The 17,871-nt window shown below is 75.0% G+C and carries 15 protein-coding genes; 3 read left to right on the top strand and 12 right to left on the bottom strand.

Annotated elements, in window-relative coordinates; genetic code table 11:
* The 6 genes from ACFC1T_RS10530 to ACFC1T_RS10505 all read right to left on the bottom strand — a co-directional run bounded on the left by ACFC1T_RS10530 (window position 1) and on the right by ACFC1T_RS10505 (window position 8,777).
* Entirely contained in the window at window positions 1–771 is a 771-nt protein-coding gene (locus ACFC1T_RS10530) for an SDR family oxidoreductase (RefSeq protein ID WP_375886166.1), read from the bottom strand.
* Window positions 768–1,637 carry a TauD/TfdA family dioxygenase gene (locus ACFC1T_RS10525; RefSeq protein ID WP_375886164.1) on the bottom strand — a complete coding sequence of 290 codons (870 nt, stop codon included), beginning with the start codon at window positions 1,635–1,637 and terminating at the stop codon, window positions 768–770. Before ACFC1T_RS10525 ends, ACFC1T_RS10530 begins: the two co-directional genes overlap by 4 nt.
* Window positions 1,634–2,923 (bottom strand): aspartate aminotransferase family protein, encoded by a 1,290-nt coding sequence (locus ACFC1T_RS10520; RefSeq protein ID WP_375886161.1) that lies wholly within the window; start codon window positions 2,921–2,923, stop codon window positions 1,634–1,636. Before ACFC1T_RS10520 ends, ACFC1T_RS10525 begins: the two co-directional genes overlap by 4 nt.
* 123 nt (window positions 2,924–3,046) lie before the next feature.
* Window positions 3,047–7,309 (bottom strand): AMP-binding protein, encoded by a 4,263-nt coding sequence (locus tag ACFC1T_RS10515; protein ID WP_375886159.1) that lies wholly within the window; start codon window positions 7,307–7,309, stop codon window positions 3,047–3,049.
* The gene (locus tag ACFC1T_RS10510) at window positions 7,306–7,956 is read right to left on the bottom strand and encodes a DUF6309 family protein (RefSeq protein WP_375886156.1); all 651 of its coding nucleotides are present in this window, start codon (window positions 7,954–7,956) and stop codon (window positions 7,306–7,308) included. The genes ACFC1T_RS10515 and ACFC1T_RS10510 overlap by 4 nt, the downstream gene beginning before the upstream one ends.
* A gap of 20 nt (window positions 7,957–7,976) precedes the next feature.
* Complete coding sequence (locus ACFC1T_RS10505) at window positions 7,977–8,777, bottom strand: phytanoyl-CoA dioxygenase family protein (protein ID WP_375886154.1); 801 nt, start codon at window positions 8,775–8,777, stop codon at window positions 7,977–7,979.
* A gap of 468 nt (window positions 8,778–9,245) precedes the next feature.
* Here ACFC1T_RS10505 and ACFC1T_RS10500 point away from each other — a divergent pair, with 468 nt between their 5' ends.
* The 3 genes from ACFC1T_RS10500 (at window position 9,246) to ACFC1T_RS10490 (ending at window position 10,932) form a co-directional block, all read left to right on the top strand.
* Window positions 9,246–9,917 (top strand): TetR/AcrR family transcriptional regulator, encoded by a 672-nt coding sequence (locus ACFC1T_RS10500; RefSeq protein ID WP_375886151.1) that lies wholly within the window; start codon window positions 9,246–9,248, stop codon window positions 9,915–9,917.
* Window positions 9,918–10,024: 107 nt separating this feature from the next.
* The gene (locus tag ACFC1T_RS10495) at window positions 10,025–10,219 is read left to right on the top strand and encodes a DUF1918 domain-containing protein (protein WP_375886149.1); all 195 of its coding nucleotides are present in this window, start codon (window positions 10,025–10,027) and stop codon (window positions 10,217–10,219) included.
* A 77-nt stretch (window positions 10,220–10,296) separates the two neighbouring features.
* Window positions 10,297–10,932, top strand: coding sequence for a DedA family protein (locus ACFC1T_RS10490; RefSeq protein ID WP_375886147.1), 636 nt, complete (start codon window positions 10,297–10,299; stop codon window positions 10,930–10,932).
* On the opposite strand, the gene ACFC1T_RS10485 is transcribed toward ACFC1T_RS10490, so the two are convergent.
* The 6 genes from ACFC1T_RS10485 to ACFC1T_RS10460 form a co-directional block, all read right to left on the bottom strand.
* A complete protein-coding gene (locus ACFC1T_RS10485) occupies window positions 10,929–11,669 on the bottom strand; it encodes a PIG-L deacetylase family protein (protein WP_375886145.1) in 741 nt (246 codons plus the stop codon). The genes ACFC1T_RS10490 and ACFC1T_RS10485 overlap by 4 nt on opposite strands.
* A 251-nt stretch (window positions 11,670–11,920) precedes the next feature.
* Window positions 11,921–13,156 carry an MFS transporter gene (locus tag ACFC1T_RS10480; RefSeq protein WP_375886143.1) on the bottom strand — a complete coding sequence of 412 codons (1,236 nt, stop codon included), beginning with the start codon at window positions 13,154–13,156 and terminating at the stop codon, window positions 11,921–11,923.
* On the bottom strand, window positions 13,156–13,716 hold the full coding sequence (locus tag ACFC1T_RS10475) for a GNAT family N-acetyltransferase (RefSeq protein WP_375886140.1): 561 nt from the start codon (window positions 13,714–13,716) through the stop codon (window positions 13,156–13,158). The genes ACFC1T_RS10480 and ACFC1T_RS10475 overlap by 1 nt, the downstream gene beginning before the upstream one ends.
* On the bottom strand, window positions 13,713–14,933 hold the full coding sequence (locus ACFC1T_RS10470; RefSeq protein WP_375886211.1) for a type III PLP-dependent enzyme: 1,221 nt from the start codon (window positions 14,931–14,933) through the stop codon (window positions 13,713–13,715). Before ACFC1T_RS10470 ends, ACFC1T_RS10475 begins: the two co-directional genes overlap by 4 nt.
* A 384-nt stretch (window positions 14,934–15,317) precedes the next feature.
* Window positions 15,318–16,670, bottom strand: a complete 1,353-nt coding sequence (locus tag ACFC1T_RS10465; protein ID WP_375886138.1) for a DUF6271 family protein — start codon at window positions 16,668–16,670, stop codon at window positions 15,318–15,320.
* Window positions 16,652–17,743, bottom strand: coding sequence for a phytanoyl-CoA dioxygenase family protein (locus ACFC1T_RS10460; RefSeq protein WP_375886136.1), 1,092 nt, complete (start codon window positions 17,741–17,743; stop codon window positions 16,652–16,654). The genes ACFC1T_RS10465 and ACFC1T_RS10460 overlap by 19 nt, the downstream gene beginning before the upstream one ends.
* Between the last annotated feature and the right edge of the window lie 128 nt (window positions 17,744–17,871).

Genomic DNA, 17,871 nt, shown 5'->3' with positions numbered 1-17,871 from the left:
TCAACCCCTTCCGACGAACGGCATGGTGGCCGGCAGCACCACCAGGGACTGGATGGTGGTGTCCGGCGGCTGCGCGGCCATCAGCAGCAGGGCGTCGGTGAAGCGGTCGACCGGGATGGTCGCCTCCACCGCCGAGGTCCCGTCGGCCTGGGTGGCGGCGGGCTGCGGGGCGCCGTCCGGCGGGCTGACGTTGCCGACGTCGATCTGCCCGCAGGTGATGCCGTAGGGCCGGCCGTCCAGGGCGAGCACCTTGGTGAGGCCGAGGACGGCGTGCTTGGCGGCCGTGTAGGCGTGGGAGTGGGGGCGCGGCACGTGCGCGGAGGGCGCGCCGTTGTTGATGATCCGGCCGCCCTGCGGCTGCTGGGTGCTCATCAGCCGGAAGGCCTCCCGGGCGCACAGGAAGCTGCCGGTGACGATGGTGTCCAGGACGCGGTTCCAGTCCTGGAAGGTCGTCTCGGTGATGGGCCGGCGCGGGGCGGCGGCGCCCGCGTTGTTGAAGAGCAGGTCGAGCCGGCCGTAGCGGTCGCGGACGGCGTCGAACAGCCGGGAGACCTCCTCGGGGTTGCGGATGTCGGTGGGCACGGCCAGCACCCGTTCCGGGTCGACGGCCCCGGTGTCGACGGCGAGTGCGGCGGTCTCCTCCAGCGCGTCCTTGCGGCGGCCCGCGAGCACCAGCGTCCAGCCGACGCCGGCCAGGGCCAGCGCGGAGGCCCGGCCGAGCCCGCTGCCGCCGCCGGTGACCACGGCGACCTTTCCGTCCGGTCGGTTCACGGCGCCCACGTCTCCCCCTCGTTGAGCCAGATCCGCAGCATCCGGCGGGCGTACCGGCCGGGTTCGTCGACGTACGCCGAACGTCCGTGCAGGACACGGCTGTTGCGGATGATCAGCAGGTCGCCGGCGGCCATCGGCAGGCCGAAGGCGATCTCCGGGCGGTACAGCACCTCGTCCAGCACGCCGAGCGCGTCCCACTGACGGTCCGTCAGCTCCGGTCCGCCGCGGTCGGGTGAGGAGCGGACGGTACGGGTCTGGTAGTAGCAGCCGGTCGTGCCGTCCTTCCTCGGGTACAGGATCGGGGTGACGACCCGCTGCGGGCCCGCCCGGCCGGTCCGGTCGAAGGTCCAGTCCTCGCAGAGCGTGGCCAGGGCGTCCGGCCGTTCCCGGCCGATCAGGTCGTGGACGTGCCGGGCGCTCGCCAGCTTGGTCAGCCCCCCGCCGTGGTAGGCGGGTTGGAGGCAGAGCAGGACGAGCAGGTCGCAGGTGTCGCAGTGGAATCCGAGTTCGGTGTTGCCGTCCCCGTCGTGGTCGCGCAGCACCGAGGTGAGGTCGCCGCGGCCGTTCTGCGGGACGATCCGGCCGTGGTCCCGCAGCAGGAAGGAGAGCACCTCGGTGATCTCGCGCTCCGGCTGCTCCGGGTCGACCAGGTTGGCGACGTGGGTGATCCCGACCGAGTCGACGGCCTCCCGGACGAAGGACCGCAGCCGCTCGCGCACCGGCCCGGCCGAGCCCCAGCGTCGGGCCCGGGCGTCGGCCCACAGCAGGTTCCGCTCACCGTCGCTCAGCGGCAGCGACCACATCTGCCGCCGGGCCTCCAACTCCAGGCTGCTCCAGCCGATCTCGGTCACGGTGTGCTCGTTCACAGCGCCTCCTCCTGCCCCGTCCCGGCCGCGACGGCCTTGGACCAGAGCGCCAGTGCCTCGTCGACCTGCGCGGCCGTGACGACCAGCGCGGGGATCATCCGGACCACGTTGAGGTGGATCCCGCAGAGCAGCAGGAGCAGTCCGAGCTCGGCCGCCGCCTGCTGCACCCGCCGGGCCGTCTCCGGGTCCGGCGAGCCGTCCGGGCGGCAGAACTCACTGGCCGCCATCAGCCCGAGGCCCCGGACGTCGCCGATGCCGGGCACCCCGGCGGCGACCGTCCGCAGGCCGTCCAGCAGCCGTTCGCCCTGCTCGGCCGCGTTCTCCACCAGCCGCTCCTCGCGCAGCACGTCCAGGGTGGCCAGGGCGGCGGCGCAGGCCACCGGGTTCCCGCCGTAGGTGCCGCCCTGGGAGCCGGGCCAGGCGCGCCGCATCAGATCGGTCGGCGCGGCGACGGCGGACAGCGGGAAGCCGCTGGCCAGGCCCTTGGCGGTGATCAGCACGTCGGGCCGGAAGTCCTTCCCGTACGGGTGGGCCGCCTCGTGCTGGTGGGCCCAGAACCGGCCGGTGCGGCCGAAGCCGGTCTGCACCTCGTCCAGCACCAGCAGCAGGCCGTGCCGGTCGGCGCGCTCGCGCAGCCCGGCCAGGAACCCGGCCGGGGCGGGCACGTAACCGCCCTCGCCGAGCACCGGTTCGACGAACAGGGCGGCGGTCTCGGCGGGGGCGGAGACGGTGGCCAGCACCTCGTCCAGCCCGCGCAGGGCGTGCGCCACCGCCTCCTCCTCGGACAGTCCGAGCCGGAAGGCGGCCGGGAAGGGCGCCACCGCGACCCCGGGCGGCAGCGGGCCGATGCCCGCCCGGAAGCGGGTCCCGGCGGTGGTGAGCGAGGCGGCGCCCATGGTGCGGCCGTGGAAGGAGCCCTCGAAGACGATCACGTTCTGCCGCCCGGTGGCGTGCCGGACCAGCCGCAGCGCCGTCTCCACCGCCTCCGTCCCGGCGGTGGCGAAGCAGAGCGAGTCCAGGCCGGGCGGCAGGACGTCGCCCAAGCGGTCGGTGAGGGTGAGCAGTTGGTCGTGCAGCACGGTGGTGTACTGGCCGTGCAGCAGCCGGCCGGCCTGTTCGCGGACGGCCTCGACCACCCTCGGGTGGCAGTGGCCGGTGCTGGTCACGCCGACGCCGGAGGTGAAGTCGAGGTAGCGGCGGCCGGCGGCGTCGTAGAGGTGGAGGCCTTCGCCGCGTACGGCGACGACGGGGGTGGCCTGCTTGAGCACGGGGGAGAGCTGGGACAACGGAGTCTGCCTTCTCTCGGGGCGGGACGGATCGGCGGGACGGGTCGGCGGGACGAAGGGTCGGTAGGGACGAAGGGTCGGTAGGGACGGGACAGGTCGGTCCGGACGGCGAGGCGAAACGGTTCAGCGGGGTGGCGGCAGGTGGCCGGCCTCGGCGGCCCAGGTCTGCGCGGCCGCCCACCACTGCGCCGTCGGCGCGGCGAAGCGGACGCCCAGCCGGTCCAGCACGGCGGTGGTGTACCCGCAGTCCACCCGGACGTTGCGCTCCTCCTGCTGGGCCCAGGCGGCGGCCAGCCGGGCGGCCGTCGGGTGCCGCCGCTCGGCCCGGGCGATGGCGGCCGCGAAGCCCGCCTCGTCGGTGAGCCGGACGGGGCGGCCGTGCGCGGCGAGCCAGCCCACCAGTTCGTCGTGCGGCGTCCGGTGCGGGTTCTCGACGTGGTACGCGCCGGGCGCCGCGTACGGGTCGAGGGCGATCGCGGCGATCCCGGCGGCCACCGTGTCCACGTACGAGAACGCGAAGGCCGTGTCCGGGCGACTGGGGGCGGCGCCGGCCAGCAGGTAGCCGCGCACCAGCTGGTAGACCCGGTTGTCGCCGGAGTTGGCCTGGAAGGCGCCGGTCAGGCTGTGCGCGGCGATGTGGCCGCTGCGGTACAGGTAGGCGGGGTGCCCGCCGGCCGCCCAGGCCCGGACGGCCTGCTCGGCCCGGTACTTGCTGCGCTCGTACGGGGTGCGGAACCGCTGACCGATCCACAGGTCCGCCTCGCCGAACCGGCGCGGGGGGCCGTCCACGCCGCCGGACACGGTCAGCGTGGAGACGTGGTGGAGCCGGGCCCGCGGGGTGTGCTCGCCGACCCAGCCGAGCAGTCGGCGCACCGCCGCGTGGTTGGCCCGCTCCAGCTCCTCGGGCGCCGCGACCAGCCGGACGTCCGCCGCCGCGTGCACCACGATCCGGGCCTCCCGGGCCCGTTCCAGCCCGGCCGGGGACAGGCCCAGACCGTCCCGTTCGAGGTCCCCGGCGACGACGTGGGCGGCCGCCCCACAGGCCCGCCCGCCGGACAGCCCACCGGACAGCCGCCGGACCGCCGCGGCGTCGTCGGCGGCCCGCACCAGGCAGGTGACCACGGCGCCGCGCCGCTCGAAGGCCTCCAGCAGGTGCCGCCCGAGGTAGCCGGTCGCGCCGGTGAGCAGCACCCGGGCGGGTTCCCGGACGACGGCCCGGGCGGTGGGTGCCACCCCACTGTGCAGCAGCTGCCCGGAGGTGGACAGCGGCGAGCGGACGGGCTCGTCGGCGGTCGGCCCGCCGAGCACCGCGGCGAAGCGGTCGAGGACCCGCCGGGCGGCCGGGTGTCCCACCGCCGGCCATCCGTACACCAGGTCGGCGACCAGGCGCCGCTCCACCACCCGGGCGGTGAGCCGCAGCCGGTACAGCGGGTCGCCGCCGGTGCAGCGGGCCGTACCGGCCTGTTCGTCGGCGACGGTCCAGTCCAGCGCGGGTTCCTCGGGCAGCCGGAAGGTGCCGAGGAAGTTGAACCCGAGGTCCGGCCGCGCACCGGGGGCGTCCATCGGCCGGACGGGCGCCTCGCTCAGCCGGCGGGCCGTCTCCGCCGGTCCGGCGCCGCCCGCAGGGTCCAGCTCGACGTGCTTGACGGCGGTGAACCAGCCGACGGTGTCCAGGAATTCGCCCGGGTCGCCGACCGCGTCCCGGCCGTGGGTCTCGACCTCCACGGCGAGCCGGGGCCCGCGGCCGTCCGTGCCGAGGGCGGCTTCGGCCCGCACGACGGCCTCGGCGAAGGCGTCCAGCAGGACGGCCTCCAGCCCGGCGCCGCCACCGTGCCGGGCGACCAGCCGGGCGGTGGCGTCGGCGTCCAATGCCCAGCTGAGCGCGGCCGGTCGCCCGGGCGGACCGGGGTCGGCGGCGGGGACGGGGGCGGGGGCAGCGGGCGCGGCGGGCGCGGCGGCGGCCGCCCACCGGTAGAAGTCGGCCGTCGGCGGCAGTCCGACCGGCTCACCGTCCAGCACCGCCCGGTAGGCCCGGGCGAGGTCGTCCAGCAGGATCCGCCAGGACAGCCCGTCGACCACCAGGTGGTGGGCGATCAGCGCGAGCCGCTGGTCGGTGCCGGGCGGGCCGGTGAACAGGTGGGCGCGCAACAGCCGGCCGGCCAAGGGGTCCAGGCTGCGGTGGAGTTCGGTGCAGACCCCGGCGACGGTGTCGGCGATCGCCCGCGCGGCGCCCGGGATGCGGGAGTGGGAGAGCGGGTCGAGGTCCGCGACGGCGAGCGGTTCGCCGGGGCCGTCCGGGCCGACGGGTCGGCGCAGCGCCGGGTGGCCTTCCAGGACGGCCGCGAGTGCCGCCGAGAGCGCGGCCGGGTCGACGGCGGCGCGGCAGCGCAGCAGGACCGACTGGTTCCAGTGCCGCAGGTCGTCGACCGCCCGCTGCCGGTACAACCAGCGCTGGGCGGGCGCGAGTTGACCGCTGCCCGGGTGCTGCGGCGCCGGTGCGGGGACGCCCACGGGCACGGCCGCCGACGCCAGCCCGGCCGCCGTCGGGTACCGGTAGAAGTCCTCGTGGGTGACCCGCAGCCCGGAGCGGCGCAGCAGGGCGATGGTGCGCATGGCGAGGATGGAGTCCCCGCCGAGGTCGATCACGTCCGTCCGCGGTCCGATCCTGGGCAGGCCGAGCGCGCCGGCCCAGAACCGGGCGATCTCTCCGGCCGGACCGTCCCTGTCCCCGGCCGCATCCGTCACAACCGTCGCAGCCGTCGCAGCCGTCAGAGCCGTCGCATCCGCCGTACCGTCCGAACCCGCCGGGCCCTCCGCACCGGTCGGCTCGGCGCGGGCCTCGACCAATCGGTCCACCAGCTCGGCCAGGCGGGCCCGGTCCAGCTTGCCGTTCGGCCCGAACGGGAAGTCGGGCAGCACCAGGACCGGCTGCGGCACGGAGTAGCCGGGCAGCCGGTCGCGCAGCCGGTCGACCAGTCCCGACAGGTCGACGGCGGGATCCAGCAGCCTTACCACGCCGATCAGTTGGCTCCCGGGGGAGGTCTCCCGCAGCAGCGCCGCCGAGCCCGCCACGCCCGGGTACCCGTCCATCGCCCGCTCGACCTCGGCGAGGTCGACCCGGTACCCGCGGACCTTGACCTGCCGGTCCACCCGGCCGAGGAACACCAGGTCGCCGTCGGCCCGTCGGCGGCACAGGTCGCCGGTCCGGTAGGTCCGTCGGCCGTCCCGCCGGAGGAAGCCCCGGGCGGTCTCCTCGGGCCGTCCGAAGTACCCGGCGCTGACGCCCCGCCCGCCGATCAGCAGTTCCCCCACCGTGCCGTCGGCCACCGGCCGCCCGGCGCCGTCCACCACGGTGAGCAGCACCTCGCCGATGCCGCTGCCGATCGGCACGGTCGCTTCCCCGTCCGGGAGTTGGCGGGCACTGGTGGCCAGGAAGCAGGTCGCGCCGACGGTCGTCTCGGTCGGTCCGTAGTGGTTGACCAGCCGTTCGGTGACGCCGTCGTCGAGCAGGGCGGCCGCGAGCGGGCGGGGCAGCGCCTCGCCGCCGAGCAGCAGGGTGCGCAGCGGCGGGGTGCCCGCCGGGCGGCCCTCCAGCAGCGCGGCCAGGTGGGAGGGGGTGGTCTTCAGGGTGTCGACCCCGGCGCGGCGCAGCGTGGTCCAGAACGCCGTGGGGTCGCGCACCTCCCGGTCGGGCACCACGTGCACCGAGCCGCCGGTGGCCAGGGCGAGCAGCCAGGCGGTGTGGCCGAGGTCGGCGGCGAGGGTGGTGACGTGGGCGAGCCGGGGGGCATCGGCCTCGGTGAGCCCGAGCCGGTCGGCCAGGGCGTGGGCGTAGTGGACGGCGTTGGCGTGGGTGACGGTCACGGCCTTGGGCTCGCCGCCCGATCCGGAGGTGAAGGACAGGTACGCCGGATCCTCCCCGCCGGGCCCGCCGCCCTCCTCGCCGGGCCCGCCCGCCGGCCCGCCCTCCGGCCCGCCCGCCAGCACGTCGACGACCTCGACGCCCGGGCCGGCGGCCCCGCCCTCGGTGGCGAGCACCCGCCCCACCCCGACGGCGGCCAGCCGCCGGGCCAGGTCGGCGGCCGTCCAGTCCGGGTCGGTCAGCACGGCGGCCGCGCCGGAGCGCAGCACCCCGTGCAGCAGCACCAGCATCCGGGCGTCCCGGGGGCCGAGCAGGGCGACCCGGTCGCCGCGCCCGGTGCCGCCGGCGGCCAACCGGGCGGCGATCCGCCCGGCGGCGGCGTCCAGGGTGCGGTGGTCGACGGTGCGGCGGCCGTCGCTGACGGCGGGCCGGTCGGGGTGGGTGCGGGCGCGCTCGGACAGCAGGGCGGTGAGCGAGCCGGTGTCGGGCGCGGTGGCCCGGAGGTGCTGGGTCGCGGAGGTCACGCCGGCTCGTCCCCCGTCCGGACCACGCGGGCCGCTCGGGCCGTACGCGCCGGGTCGGCCGTACGGGCCGGGCCGGCCGCGCGGTGCGAACGGACCGTACGGCCCGGCCCGGGCGGGTCGAGGCCGGCCGGGTCCCCCGCCAGGTACCCGTCCAGTACGGTGCCGTCGCGCAGGCGTCCGGCCAGTTCCCAGGCCAGCATGCGGTGCAGGCCGTCGACGTGGATCAGCCCGTGCCGGACCGCCAGCCGCTCGTAGTCGGGGTGGTCGACCGGCGCGGTGGCGAGGTAGAGCGCGGTGAACGGCGCCCGGCCGAGCAGCCGGAGTTTCCCCGAGCAGACCGGGTTGGCCGCCGCCCAGTCGGCGCCGCCGGAGCGGACGCGTTCGACCGCGCGGGCGACGGTCAGCCCGGTGCGCGGGACGAGTTCGCGCTCGCCCCCCTCGCTGAGGTGCCAGGGCAGGACCACGCCGAGCACGTCGGCCCGGGTCAGCCGGACCCGCCACCAGCCGCCGGGGACCTCCTCGTCGGCGCGTTCCAGGTTCTCCTCGCCGTACAGGTTGGTGTTGCCCTCGTGGGCGCGTTCCACCGGATGGTCCCGCAGGTAGGCCCGGTGGACCTCGGAGTAGGCGACGGCGCTGACGATCTCCACGGCGGTGCTCCTCAGGAGGTTCAGACGGTTCCGGTGTACTCGGTGAAGTGGTGTTCCGCGAACAGGTCGGGCCACTGGCCGTCGGCCAGGTCGAGTTCGCGGGCCCGGGCGAGCATCTGCCGCCAGTGCGGCTTCACCGGGCGCCAGCGCGCTCCGACCTGGCAGTAGGAGGCGTCGATGAAGTAGCGCGGCCGGCCCGGTCCGCCGTCGGGCGCCGGTCTGCGGGTGTGGAAGAGGGCCGAGTTGAGCAGCACGGTGGTGCCGGGCGGCAGCCGGTCGAGGACCACCTCGCCGGGCAGTTCGCCGGTGCCGTGGTGGGCGTAGGCGCCCTTGTCCGCGGTGCGGCGGTGCGAGCCGGGCAGCACGGCCAGGCTGCCGACCCGCTCGTCCAGCCCGGTGAGGTAGTGCAGCGCGTGGACCATCAGCAGCGACGGGTCGGAGCCGTCGTTGGGCTCGCAGTCGTGGTGCCACGGCTTGCCGGGGAGGTCGGGGGCCTGGCGGTCGCTGTGCAGGTGGTGGAAGACGAAGGACCGGCCGATCAGCCCGGTCAGCGCCCGCAGCAGCGGCGGGTGGGTGAGCAGTTCGCCGTGCGCGGGGAGCTCCAGCTCCAGCACCGGGGGCGGCCCGTTGCGGCGCGGGTCGGTGCAGGCGGCGATCGAGCGGGCCCGCAGGCCCTCGTCCACCCAGCGGTCCACCTCGGGGGCGAGGCGTTCGCGCAGCGCTTCCGGGAGCAGCCCGGGCAGGACCAGGTACCCGGACTCCAGGAACTGACGGCGGTGCTCGGCGTCGAGGGCCTCACGCCCGGTGGAGAAGACTGTCACCGTACCGACCCCCTCCTTCCGTTCGACGGGACGCACAGCGGGACTCGGCACGGCGGGACTCGGCGCAGCGGGACTCGGCACAGCCGGGCGGGGCGCAACGGGCCGGGGTACGGCGGGACGCGGTTCGGGCATGGAGGCACACGGGTCCGTCCTGACTTCGGGTGGCGGCGGTGTCGCCCGTCGTCGCCACAGACAGCTGGATGCGCGTTTCGCAATCGCGACCGGGTCCACCGAACGGGCCCACGGTCGCCACGAAGAGCCAAGCGTCGATCACGCAAGGTGATCCGCCCCAGGAGTATGAACCGGCCTTCGCGTCCACGACAAGACCAAAGCCAACCCGTGGTTACCTTCCCGCCACCGTGCCGTTCAGCTCCGGCCACCAGTCGATTCGCACCCCAACCGAAACTCCGGCACTCCCCCGCCCCGATGATTCGCCGTCGGAACAGCGGATGCGGCAGAGTTGGCGGCATGAGCGTTGACGCCCGGAGTCTCCGGCACAGCCCCGGACCGGCCAGGCGGCGGCCGGTCCAGCAGCGCAGCCAGGAGCGGTACGGCCGCATCCTGGACGCCTGCGCCCGGCTGCTGGACGAGGTCGGCGCGACCGCCCTGACCACCAAGGAGGTCGCCCAGCGCGCCCAGGTGCCGATCGGCACCCTGTACCAGTTCTTCGCCGGCAAGGAGGACCTGCTGGCCGCCCTCGCCACCCGCAACCTCGACCACTACCTCCAGCGCCTGGACGACCGGCTGGCCGGCTCCGCCCCGGTCGGCCCGGCCGGGTTCACCGACCTCGCGGTGGAGGAGTTCGTCGCGATGAAGCGCGCGGTGCCCGGCTTCGGCCAGGTCGACTTCGGGCTCGCCGGTACGGCGGTGCCCTCCGGGGTGCGGAACGACAAGCACCTGCTGGACTCCGGTATGGACAACAACACCGCCGTCGCCCTGCGGCTGCAGGCGCTCGGCGGCGAACTGTTCGAGGCCGGCGACCCGGCGGCCACCACGCTCGCCCTGCGGGTCGCCCTGGAGGCGGCCGACGCGGTGCTCAAGCTGGCCTTCCGGGGGGACCCGCACGGGGATCCGGCGCTGATCGCCGAGTGCAAGCGGCTGGTGCGCGGCTACCTCGCGCAACAACTGCCCGCCCACTGACCCCCGTCCCTCCGGCCCGCCCCACCCCGGCCGCCCGAGCCGTTGCGAGGCCGTCCCCGGCGCAGCACAGTGGATAGCGCAACGGCCGCACGACTCGAGGAGCAGTCATGCACGCAACGGTTGGTGACCACATCCACATGTTCAGCCGGTCGATCGGCATGACGGACCGGAAGGGCGAGATCGTCGAGGTGCGCGGCGCCGACGGGGAGCCGCCGTACGTGGTCCGCTTCGAGGACGGCCACCAGGGCCTGGTCTACCCGGGACCGGACTGTCTGGTCGAACCGCGCCTGGCGGAACACTGACCCACTCCCCCACGACCCCGCTGCCCGGAGCGCTCGCCGGGCTCGCGCCACTGCTGGACCACTACGGGTACCTGGCGGTGGCGCTGCTCGTGCTGCTGGACAACTGCGGCGTCCCGGTGCCCGGGCAGACCGTCCTGGTGCTCGCCGCGGTGTACGCGGGCACCGGGCACCTGGACCTCGCCGCCGTCCTGCTGATCGGGGCGGCCGCCGCCACCGTCGGCAACATGCTCGGCTACCTGATCGGCCACACCGGCGGGCGCGCCTTCGTCCACCGCTGGGGCCGCTACGTGCTGCTCACCCCGGCCCGGATGGAACGCGCCGACGGCTTCTTCGCCCGGCAGGGCGGCAAGGTCGTCACGGTCGCCCGCTTCGTGGACGGGCTGCGCCAGTACAACGGCATCATCGCCGGGACCACCGAGATGCCCTGGCGCCGCTTCGCCGTCTTCAACCTGCTCGGCGCGGTGCTGTGGACGGCCGTCTGGGGCACCTTCGGGTACGTCGCCGGGGCCAACATCGGTGCGGTCTACCGGACGGCGCTCCGCTACCAGCTCTGGTTCGCGATCGGACTCGGCGTCCTGGTCGCGGCGTTCCTGCTGCGGCAGGTGCTGCGCTACCGGCGCCGGCGCCGCGAGGACGCCGACGCCGGCAGGCCGTCCGACCGGCCCGAGGACCCCGCCCGGCCCGAGGACTCCGACCGGCCCGAGGGCGGTTAGCCCAGCGGGAACACCTCGAACGGCACCGCGAAGCGCGTCCCCAGCCGGGTGCCCGCGCCCCGGCCGAAGCCCTCCAGGAACTCCCGGGCGTCCGCCATCGCCCCGCCCAGCCCGGCCAGGTACGCCTTGTGCTCCTCCAGCGAGGCGACGCCCAGGTCGAAGGTGTCGGTGGTGTCCACCGCGTGCCGGGCCTCGGGCGAGGCGGCCGCCCAGATCTGCCGGACGCCGTTCCAGGGCTGGTGGCCCTCGTCCAGCAGTTCGCGGAACACCCAGCGGTTGCCGGCGTCGCGCACGCCGTCCAGGGTGGCCCGGCCGACCGCGATGTGGTCGGCCTGGTTGAGGAACGTGCCGCCGTAGGTCTCCCGGAAGTTGCTGGTGATCACGATGTCCGGCCGGTGCCGGCGGACCACCCGGGCGATGTCGCGGCGCAGCGGCAGCCCGTACTCGACCACCCCGTCCGGGTGCCCGAGGAACTCGACGGTCTCCACCCCGACCACCCGCGCGGAGGCGCGCTGCTCGGCCTCGCGCAGCGGGCCGCACCGCTCCGGGTCCATCGAGTCGATCCCGGCCTCGCCGCTGGTGACCATCACGTAGACCACCTGCTTGCCCTGGGCGGTCCAACGGGCGACGGCCGACGCGCCGCCGTACTCCATGTCGTCGGGGTGGGCGACGATCGCCACGGCGGTCCGCCAGCCCTCGTCGACGGGCTGGTAGGGCTCGGGCGCCTGCTCGGTCATGCTGCTCTTCCTTCACTCGCGGCTCGTACGGCTCTCGGTCACACCGTCGTACGGTCGTACCGCAGGCGACTCTAGAAGACCGTCCTCCCCACACCCCGTCAGACACCCTTCCCTCGCCGGGACTTGACCCCGACCCCGCGCGTCAGGGGTCGGCGTCCGGTCGGCCCGCGGCGGGAAAGGGCTCGCCCGGCACGCCGCAACGGGGGGTACGGGCGTGCCGGGCGAGGGCTGGGGGGTGGACCGCCGGTCGGTCAGCCGGCCTCGGCGGCGAGCCGGGGTTCCGGCGCGGGCGCGGCGGGCTGCGGCCAGGTGATCCGGGTGGCGCAGAGCGAGACCACCGCGGCGGAGGCGGCGACGGCGGCCATGCCCCAGACCAGGCTGGTGCCCCCGGCGATGAAGCCGATCACGGCGGGGCCGGCCAGCAGGCCGGTGGTGCCCATCGCCGCCACCAGGGAGAGCGCGTCGGAGCCCTGGCGGGCGGCGGCGACGTAGACGCAGGGGGTGACGGCGGCGACGCCGAGGCCCACGCAGGCGAAGCCGAGCAGGGTCGGCACCACGCCGCCGGCCAGCAGGGCGAGGGCGAGGCCGAGGCTGGCCAGCAGGCTGCCGGTGCGGACGATCCGGCCGTCGCCGAAGCGGGTGCGCCAGCCGTCGGCGAAGATCCGGGCGCAGACCATCATCACCGAGACGACGGCGATGCCCAGCGGGGCGAGTCCGGCACCGGCGTCCACCACGTCCTTGAGGTAGAGCGCCGACCAGTCGTTCATCGCGCCCTCGGTGACGGTGCCGAAGACCATCGCCAGGCCCATCCAGAGGGTGGCCGCGGCCGGCAGGGCGAAGCCGCGACGGGTCTTCCTCCCGGCCTGCTCCGCGGGGGCGGCGGCCCCGTCCGGGTGCTCGGCCCCGTCCGGACGTTCGGCCAGCAGGCCCGGCCGGGCGGCCAGCGCCAGCACCGCCAGCAGTGCGGCGGCCAGCCCGAAGTGGACGACGAGGCTGCCGGTGAAGGCGTTGACGCCGGAGGCCAGCAGGGCGGCCAGCAGCGAGCCGGCGCTGAACGTGGCGTGCAGCCTGGACATCGTGGTGCGCTCGAAGCGGGCCTCCAGGGCGGCGCCCTGGGCGTTCATCGCCACGTTCAGGCAGCCGACGGCGACGCCGTCGAAGAACAGCACCAGCAGGGTGACCGGGTAGTTCGGCACCACCGACAGGGCGAGCAGGACCACGCCCAGGGCGAGCGCCGACAGCACCGAGAGCAGCCGGGAGCCGAACCGCCGCATCAGCACCGCCACCAGCGGGAACGACACCGCCGCGCCGATCCCGCAGGTCATCAGCAGCAGGCCGATCTGGGCCTCGCCCAGATCGAGCCGCGCCTTGAGCGCGGGCACCCGGGACACCCAGGTCGCGTACTGGAAGCCGAGCGCGAAGAACAGTGCGCCGATGGCCAGTTGGGAGCGGCGGAACTCGTCGCGCGCGGGGGAGGTCATGTGCATCAGCCCACTTCGGCTCTGGGTGCGGATCCGGGGGTCGGGTCCGCGGGGTTCGGGGCGCGGTCCAGCGGCTTGGCCATGTAGACGGCCGCGGCGCCGTAGCTCGCGGGCAGCCCGATCTCCGGCCGGGCGCGGTAGCCCAGTCCGGTCCACAGCACCTCGGAGCCGCGCACGGCGACCAGCGAGAGGGTGCGGTGGCCGGCCGCCCGGCCGCACTCCTCCAGGTGCCGCAGCAGCTGCGGGGCCAGGCCCCGGCCGCGCGCCCGCTCGGCGATCACCAGGTCGTGGGCGTGCAGGTTGCTCTCCGTGGGCCGCACCACGGCGCCCGCGGACGCCAGGCTGAGGTCCGGGCAGCGGAACAGCGGGTACGGCAGGGCGAGCAGGTAGCCGGCGAAGCCGTCCGCGTCCTCCAGCACGAAGCAGGTCGACGGCGAGGCGCGGTGCCGGGAGCGCAGCGCCGCACCGCCCTCGGAGAGGCCGCTGGCGGCGTAGGCGCGCTCCTCGGCGGCGATCACGTCCGGCCAGTCCTCCTCGCGGAGCAGCCGGATCCGGGTGTCGCTCATCCGCGCCCCTCCTCGGGGTGGTCGCCGCCGACGCAGGTGTACGGCAGCGGCGGGAAGCCGTTGAAGCCGCGGGTGGCGTAGGCGGTGGCGTAGGCGCCGCAGGAGTGGATCCAGACCGGATCGCCGGAGGCGAGCGCGTGCGGGACGCGCACCGCGCCGTCCTCCTGGGCGTACGCGTCGTCGCTGTCGCAGGTCGGGCCGGCCACCACGGCGTTGACGAACTGCCCGCCGGGGTGGGTGGGGAACTCCAGCCGGTACTGCAACTGGTCCATCTCGTACAGGCCGTTGAACTTCCCGCAGCTCAGGTAGAGCCAGTCCTCGCGGGTGCCGTCGAGCCGGTGGCGGGAGGAGAGCCGGGCGACGTGGGCGCGGATCGCGCCGTGGTCGGCGACCAGGTGGCGGCCGGGTTCCAGGACGAAGTCCAGCGGGGCGGCGTTGACGGCGCGCAGCCGGTCCATGCCCTCGCGGATCACCGTGAACATCTTGTCCAGCGGCGGTTCGAGCGGGCGGCCGCCCCGGTCGAGGACGCCGAGGGCGGGCAGTCCGCCGCCGAGGTTGATCCGGTCCGGGGTGATGCCACGCCAGTTGAGCGCCTCCAGGACGGCGGCCAGCGAGTCGATCGCCGCGGTCCAGGCCTCGGCGGTCATCTGCTGGGAGCCGACGTGCACGGACAGCCCGGAGGGCACCAGCCCAGCGGTACGGGCGGCGCCGAGCACCCGCAGGGCGTCCTCGGGCGAGCAGCCGAACTTGTGGCTGAGGCCCCACAGGGCGCCCTCGCCGGTGGTCGCGATCCGGCAGAACACCCGTGACCCGGGGGCGTGTTCGGCGATCGCGGCGACGTCCTCCAGGCTGTCGGTGGCGAACTCGCGCACGCCCAGCCGGTAGGCCTCGGCGATGTTGCGGTCGGACTTGATGGTGTTGCCGTAGTGGATCAGCCCGGGGGCCACCCCGGTGCGCAGCGCCTGGGAGATCTCCTGCGGACTGGCGGCGTCGAAGCCGGAGCCGAGCCGGGCGAGGTGGCCGAGCACCTCGTCGACGGGGCAGGCCTTCATCGCGAACCGGACGGCGACGCCGGGCAGTTCGGTGACCAGGGCGGCGTACTGGCGGCCGATGCCGTCGAGGTCGTAGATGACGGTGTCCTCGGTGGCGGCGGCGAGCGCGGCCCGGAGGGCGGTGTGGTCGTGCTGGTCGGGCCGGGGCGCCCGGTCGGCGTGCACGGCGGCGGAGGCGGTCGGGGCGCGGTGGTTGGCCCTCCCCCGGTCGGCCCGCTCGCGCGGTTCGGCGGCGTGCTGCGCCCCGGCGGCGTGACGCTGCTCGGGGATGTGGCGCGGCTCGGCCGAGCGCCGGGGCTCGGCGGAGCGGTGCGGCTCGGTGGAGCGGTGCGGTTCGGCGGAGCGGTGCGGTTCGGCGGAACGGTGCGGCTCGGTGGCAGGGCGCGGTTCGGTGGTCTGAGATATCACGTGTGAACTCCCGGTGCGGCTGGGCCTGTCCGGCGGATCTGGTCGGACCAGACCGCGGCGTCTGAGTGCGTGCATCGCAAGGCGGAGGATGGAGTCCATGCGGAGCATCGGCGACTGACGACAACGCAGCGAGGTGCGTGCTCAGGCGTCGCGGGCCCGGCCGGATCCGCCGGACTGGCCCTGACCCTGCAGCCGGTCGGCGGGGGCGGTCCGGCTCGCTCGCACGAGCGGGCCCCACGCGTCGATCAGCAGGGCGAAGTCCTCGATGTCGGCCTGCGCCCGGTCGAGCAGCTGCGCCCGTCGGGGCGCCAGGTGGTCGGCGAACTCGGCGTACTTTCCGCCGAGTTGCCGGTAGCAGCGGTCGAGCTCGGCGAGCCGCCGGTGGTTCTCGGCGCGGTCGGTCGTGGCGCTGCGGCGGGCGGAGTCGGCGATCACCCCGGGGCGGACGTGGTGGTGCTCGTCCAGCAGGGCGTCGCCGGCCCGTTCCATCTCGGAGTAGACGGGGTGGAGGTAGAGCATGGAGAGCAGGAACTTGGCGTAGCGCTCCTGGTAGGCGGTGAAGCCGGAGTCGGTGCGCCGTTCCGGGGTGTAGTAGTTGACGATGTGCCGGTTGTGGGTCACCCCGGGCAGGGTGGCGTCGTGCACCAGGTGGTGCAGGAAGTAGTCGCTGCCGATGGTGTCGGTGGCGGGCGGCAGCGGGACGCGTTCGTAGACCTCGTGGTCGAGGGCGATGTTGCACATGTCGATCCGCCAGATGTCGGGCCGGCCGAGCACGGCGCGGTCGACGGTGAACGGGTCGGTTCCGGCGCCGGTGAAGGAGTCGGCGACGAGTTCGCGCCGCTCCTGCTCGGTGGCTCCGGTGGGCGCCCAGAGCGCGACCAGGTCGTGGTAGACGTCCGGGTCGAGGGCGCGGATCTCGCCGAGGTCGACGGAGAGTTCGCCGATGAAGGAGGCGCCGACCAGGGCGACGGGCTTGTCGGCGTCGGCCGGGTCGAGGGTGTGCTCGGTGACGGCGGCGGCCGCGTCGGCGGCCTTGAGGCCGATGGTGGCGAGTTCGTGGTCGATCGGGAAGACGGGGGCGCCGTCGTGCCACTGGTAGCGGCTGTCGGAGTCGCGGCGGTGCACGGAGGCGCAGCCGAGGGCGGCGGCCAGCAGGAAGGCCCGGTTGGTGCAGGCGCCGTAGGAGACGGCGTCGGGCAGCATCAGGTCGAGCAGCCGGTCCGGGTCGGGGTGGGCGGTGCGCTCGATCACCTCGCGCAGGAAGGCGCGTTGGGCGTCCTCGTCGAGGTGGTGGGTGACCACGCCTTCGGTGGGCGGCAGTGCGGCGACGGCGGCGGCGTGCCGGGCGCGGTCCGCCGGGTCGGCGGAGTCGAGCACCAGGAGGTGCACCCGGACGCCGAAGGTCCGGGCGGCGTGGGCGGCTTCGGCGCCGACGGTGGTGATGGTGTCCGCGCAGGCGCGGTTGGTGGGCAGGGTCAGGCAGACGGCGTGCATTCCCGCTCCCCCGTGGGCTGCTCGGCGGCCGAGTCCTCGAAGGTCCGGCCGGTCCAGGACCGCAGGCCGAGCAACTTCTCCCCCAGTTCGGTGAGTTCGGCCGGTCCGTAGCGCAGGGCCTCGGGCCGTTCGGCGTCCCCGACCAGGGTGCGGTTCCAGTCCGGGGTGGCGAGGGTGCGCCAGGACTCGACCCGGGAGCGGCGCAGCGGCTCGGCCTCCTCCAGGGCGGGCATCATGGACAGGTACTGCACCGAGCGCACGCCGTTCGCGGAGGTGTTGGGGGCGACGCCGTGGGCGAGCAGGCCGTTCCAGATCAGCAGGTCGCCGGCCTTCAACTCGGGCCGGACGACCGGGAACTCGGCGCGGTCGATGTCGGGGCGGATCGGGTCGCGGTCGGCGGGCTGGGCGGCCTGCCACTCGTTGTGGCGGCGGAACAGTTCCGGGTCGCACTGGAAGCCGCCGTGGTCGGGGGCGGTGTCGTTGAGCGCGATGATGCCCTGGACGCGCTGGGGCAGCATGGCGCGGGTGGTGTCGACGTCCCAGTGCAGTTCGATGTCGAAGCCCTTGTCGGTGGGTTCGATCAGGGCGCGGTCGCGGTTGCGGACGTTCGGCGGGTTGAGGTTGAGCCGGTCGAGGGTGACCCAGAGCTCCTCGCAGTCCCAGACGTCCACGAAGGCGTCGTAGACGCGCTGCGACTGGCGGCTGTCCCAGATGAGTTGGTGGTGGTAGGCCTCGACGAAGCCGTAGATGTGCAGGTGCCGGTCGAGTTCGTCGCGGTGGTCGCGCTCGCGGTACCAGTCCTCGGGGCGGTCGGGCGACAGGCCCTGGAACTCCCAGGCGAAGTCGAGCAGTCGCTGCGCGGCCGCGGCCGGGATCGCCTGCCGGACCACGACGTGGCCGTAGGTCTGCCAGTGCGCGAAGTCCTCCTCGGAGAGCACCCGCAGCGGGTGCTTCTTGCGCAGTTCGCGCAGGGCGTCGGAGGCGAGGTAGCTCTCGGTGTCGGCACTGAAGTAGGGGCGCGCGGAGGCGGCCCGGTACAGATATTCCTCGGGGTGTTCGTCAGGGCTCGGCATGGGCGGTCACTCCGTGGTTCGTGGTCGATGCAGCGCGTTCCCGGGCGCCCGGTGCGGGCGCGGCGAGCCGGTGGCCGGTCGTCGGCCGGAAGGGGAATTCGGCGCGCGGACCGGTTCCCCGTCCGCAT

Origin of the sequence: Kitasatospora sp. NPDC056076 (assembly GCF_042266305.1) — a bacterium.
Taxonomy (GTDB): Bacteria; Actinomycetota; Actinomycetes; order Streptomycetales; family Streptomycetaceae; genus Kitasatospora.
The sequence above is the reverse complement of the archived record's forward strand: the minus strand, read 5'-3'. Positions and strand labels throughout refer to the sequence as shown.

What these genes read in the sequence shown, in the direction of transcription:
- ACFC1T_RS10500 (WP_375886151.1), top strand. Translation starts at nt 9,246, where the DNA reads ATGAGCGTTGACGCCCGGAGTCTCCGGCACAGCCCCGGACCGGCCAGG.
- ACFC1T_RS10495 (WP_375886149.1), top strand. Translation starts at nt 10,025, where the DNA reads ATGCACGCAACGGTTGGTGACCACATCCACATGTTCAGCCGGTCGATC.
- ACFC1T_RS10485 (WP_375886145.1), bottom strand. Translation starts at nt 11,669, where the DNA reads ATGACCGAGCAGGCGCCCGAGCCCTACCAGCCCGTCGACGAGGGCTGG.
- ACFC1T_RS10480 (WP_375886143.1), bottom strand. Translation starts at nt 13,156, where the DNA reads ATGCACATGACCTCCCCCGCGCGCGACGAGTTCCGCCGCTCCCAACTG.
- ACFC1T_RS10475 (WP_375886140.1), bottom strand. Translation starts at nt 13,716, where the DNA reads ATGAGCGACACCCGGATCCGGCTGCTCCGCGAGGAGGACTGGCCGGAC.
- ACFC1T_RS10465 (WP_375886138.1), bottom strand. Translation starts at nt 16,670, where the DNA reads ATGCACGCCGTCTGCCTGACCCTGCCCACCAACCGCGCCTGCGCGGAC.
- ACFC1T_RS10460 (WP_375886136.1), bottom strand. Translation starts at nt 17,743, where the DNA reads ATGCCGAGCCCTGACGAACACCCCGAGGAATATCTGTACCGGGCCGCC.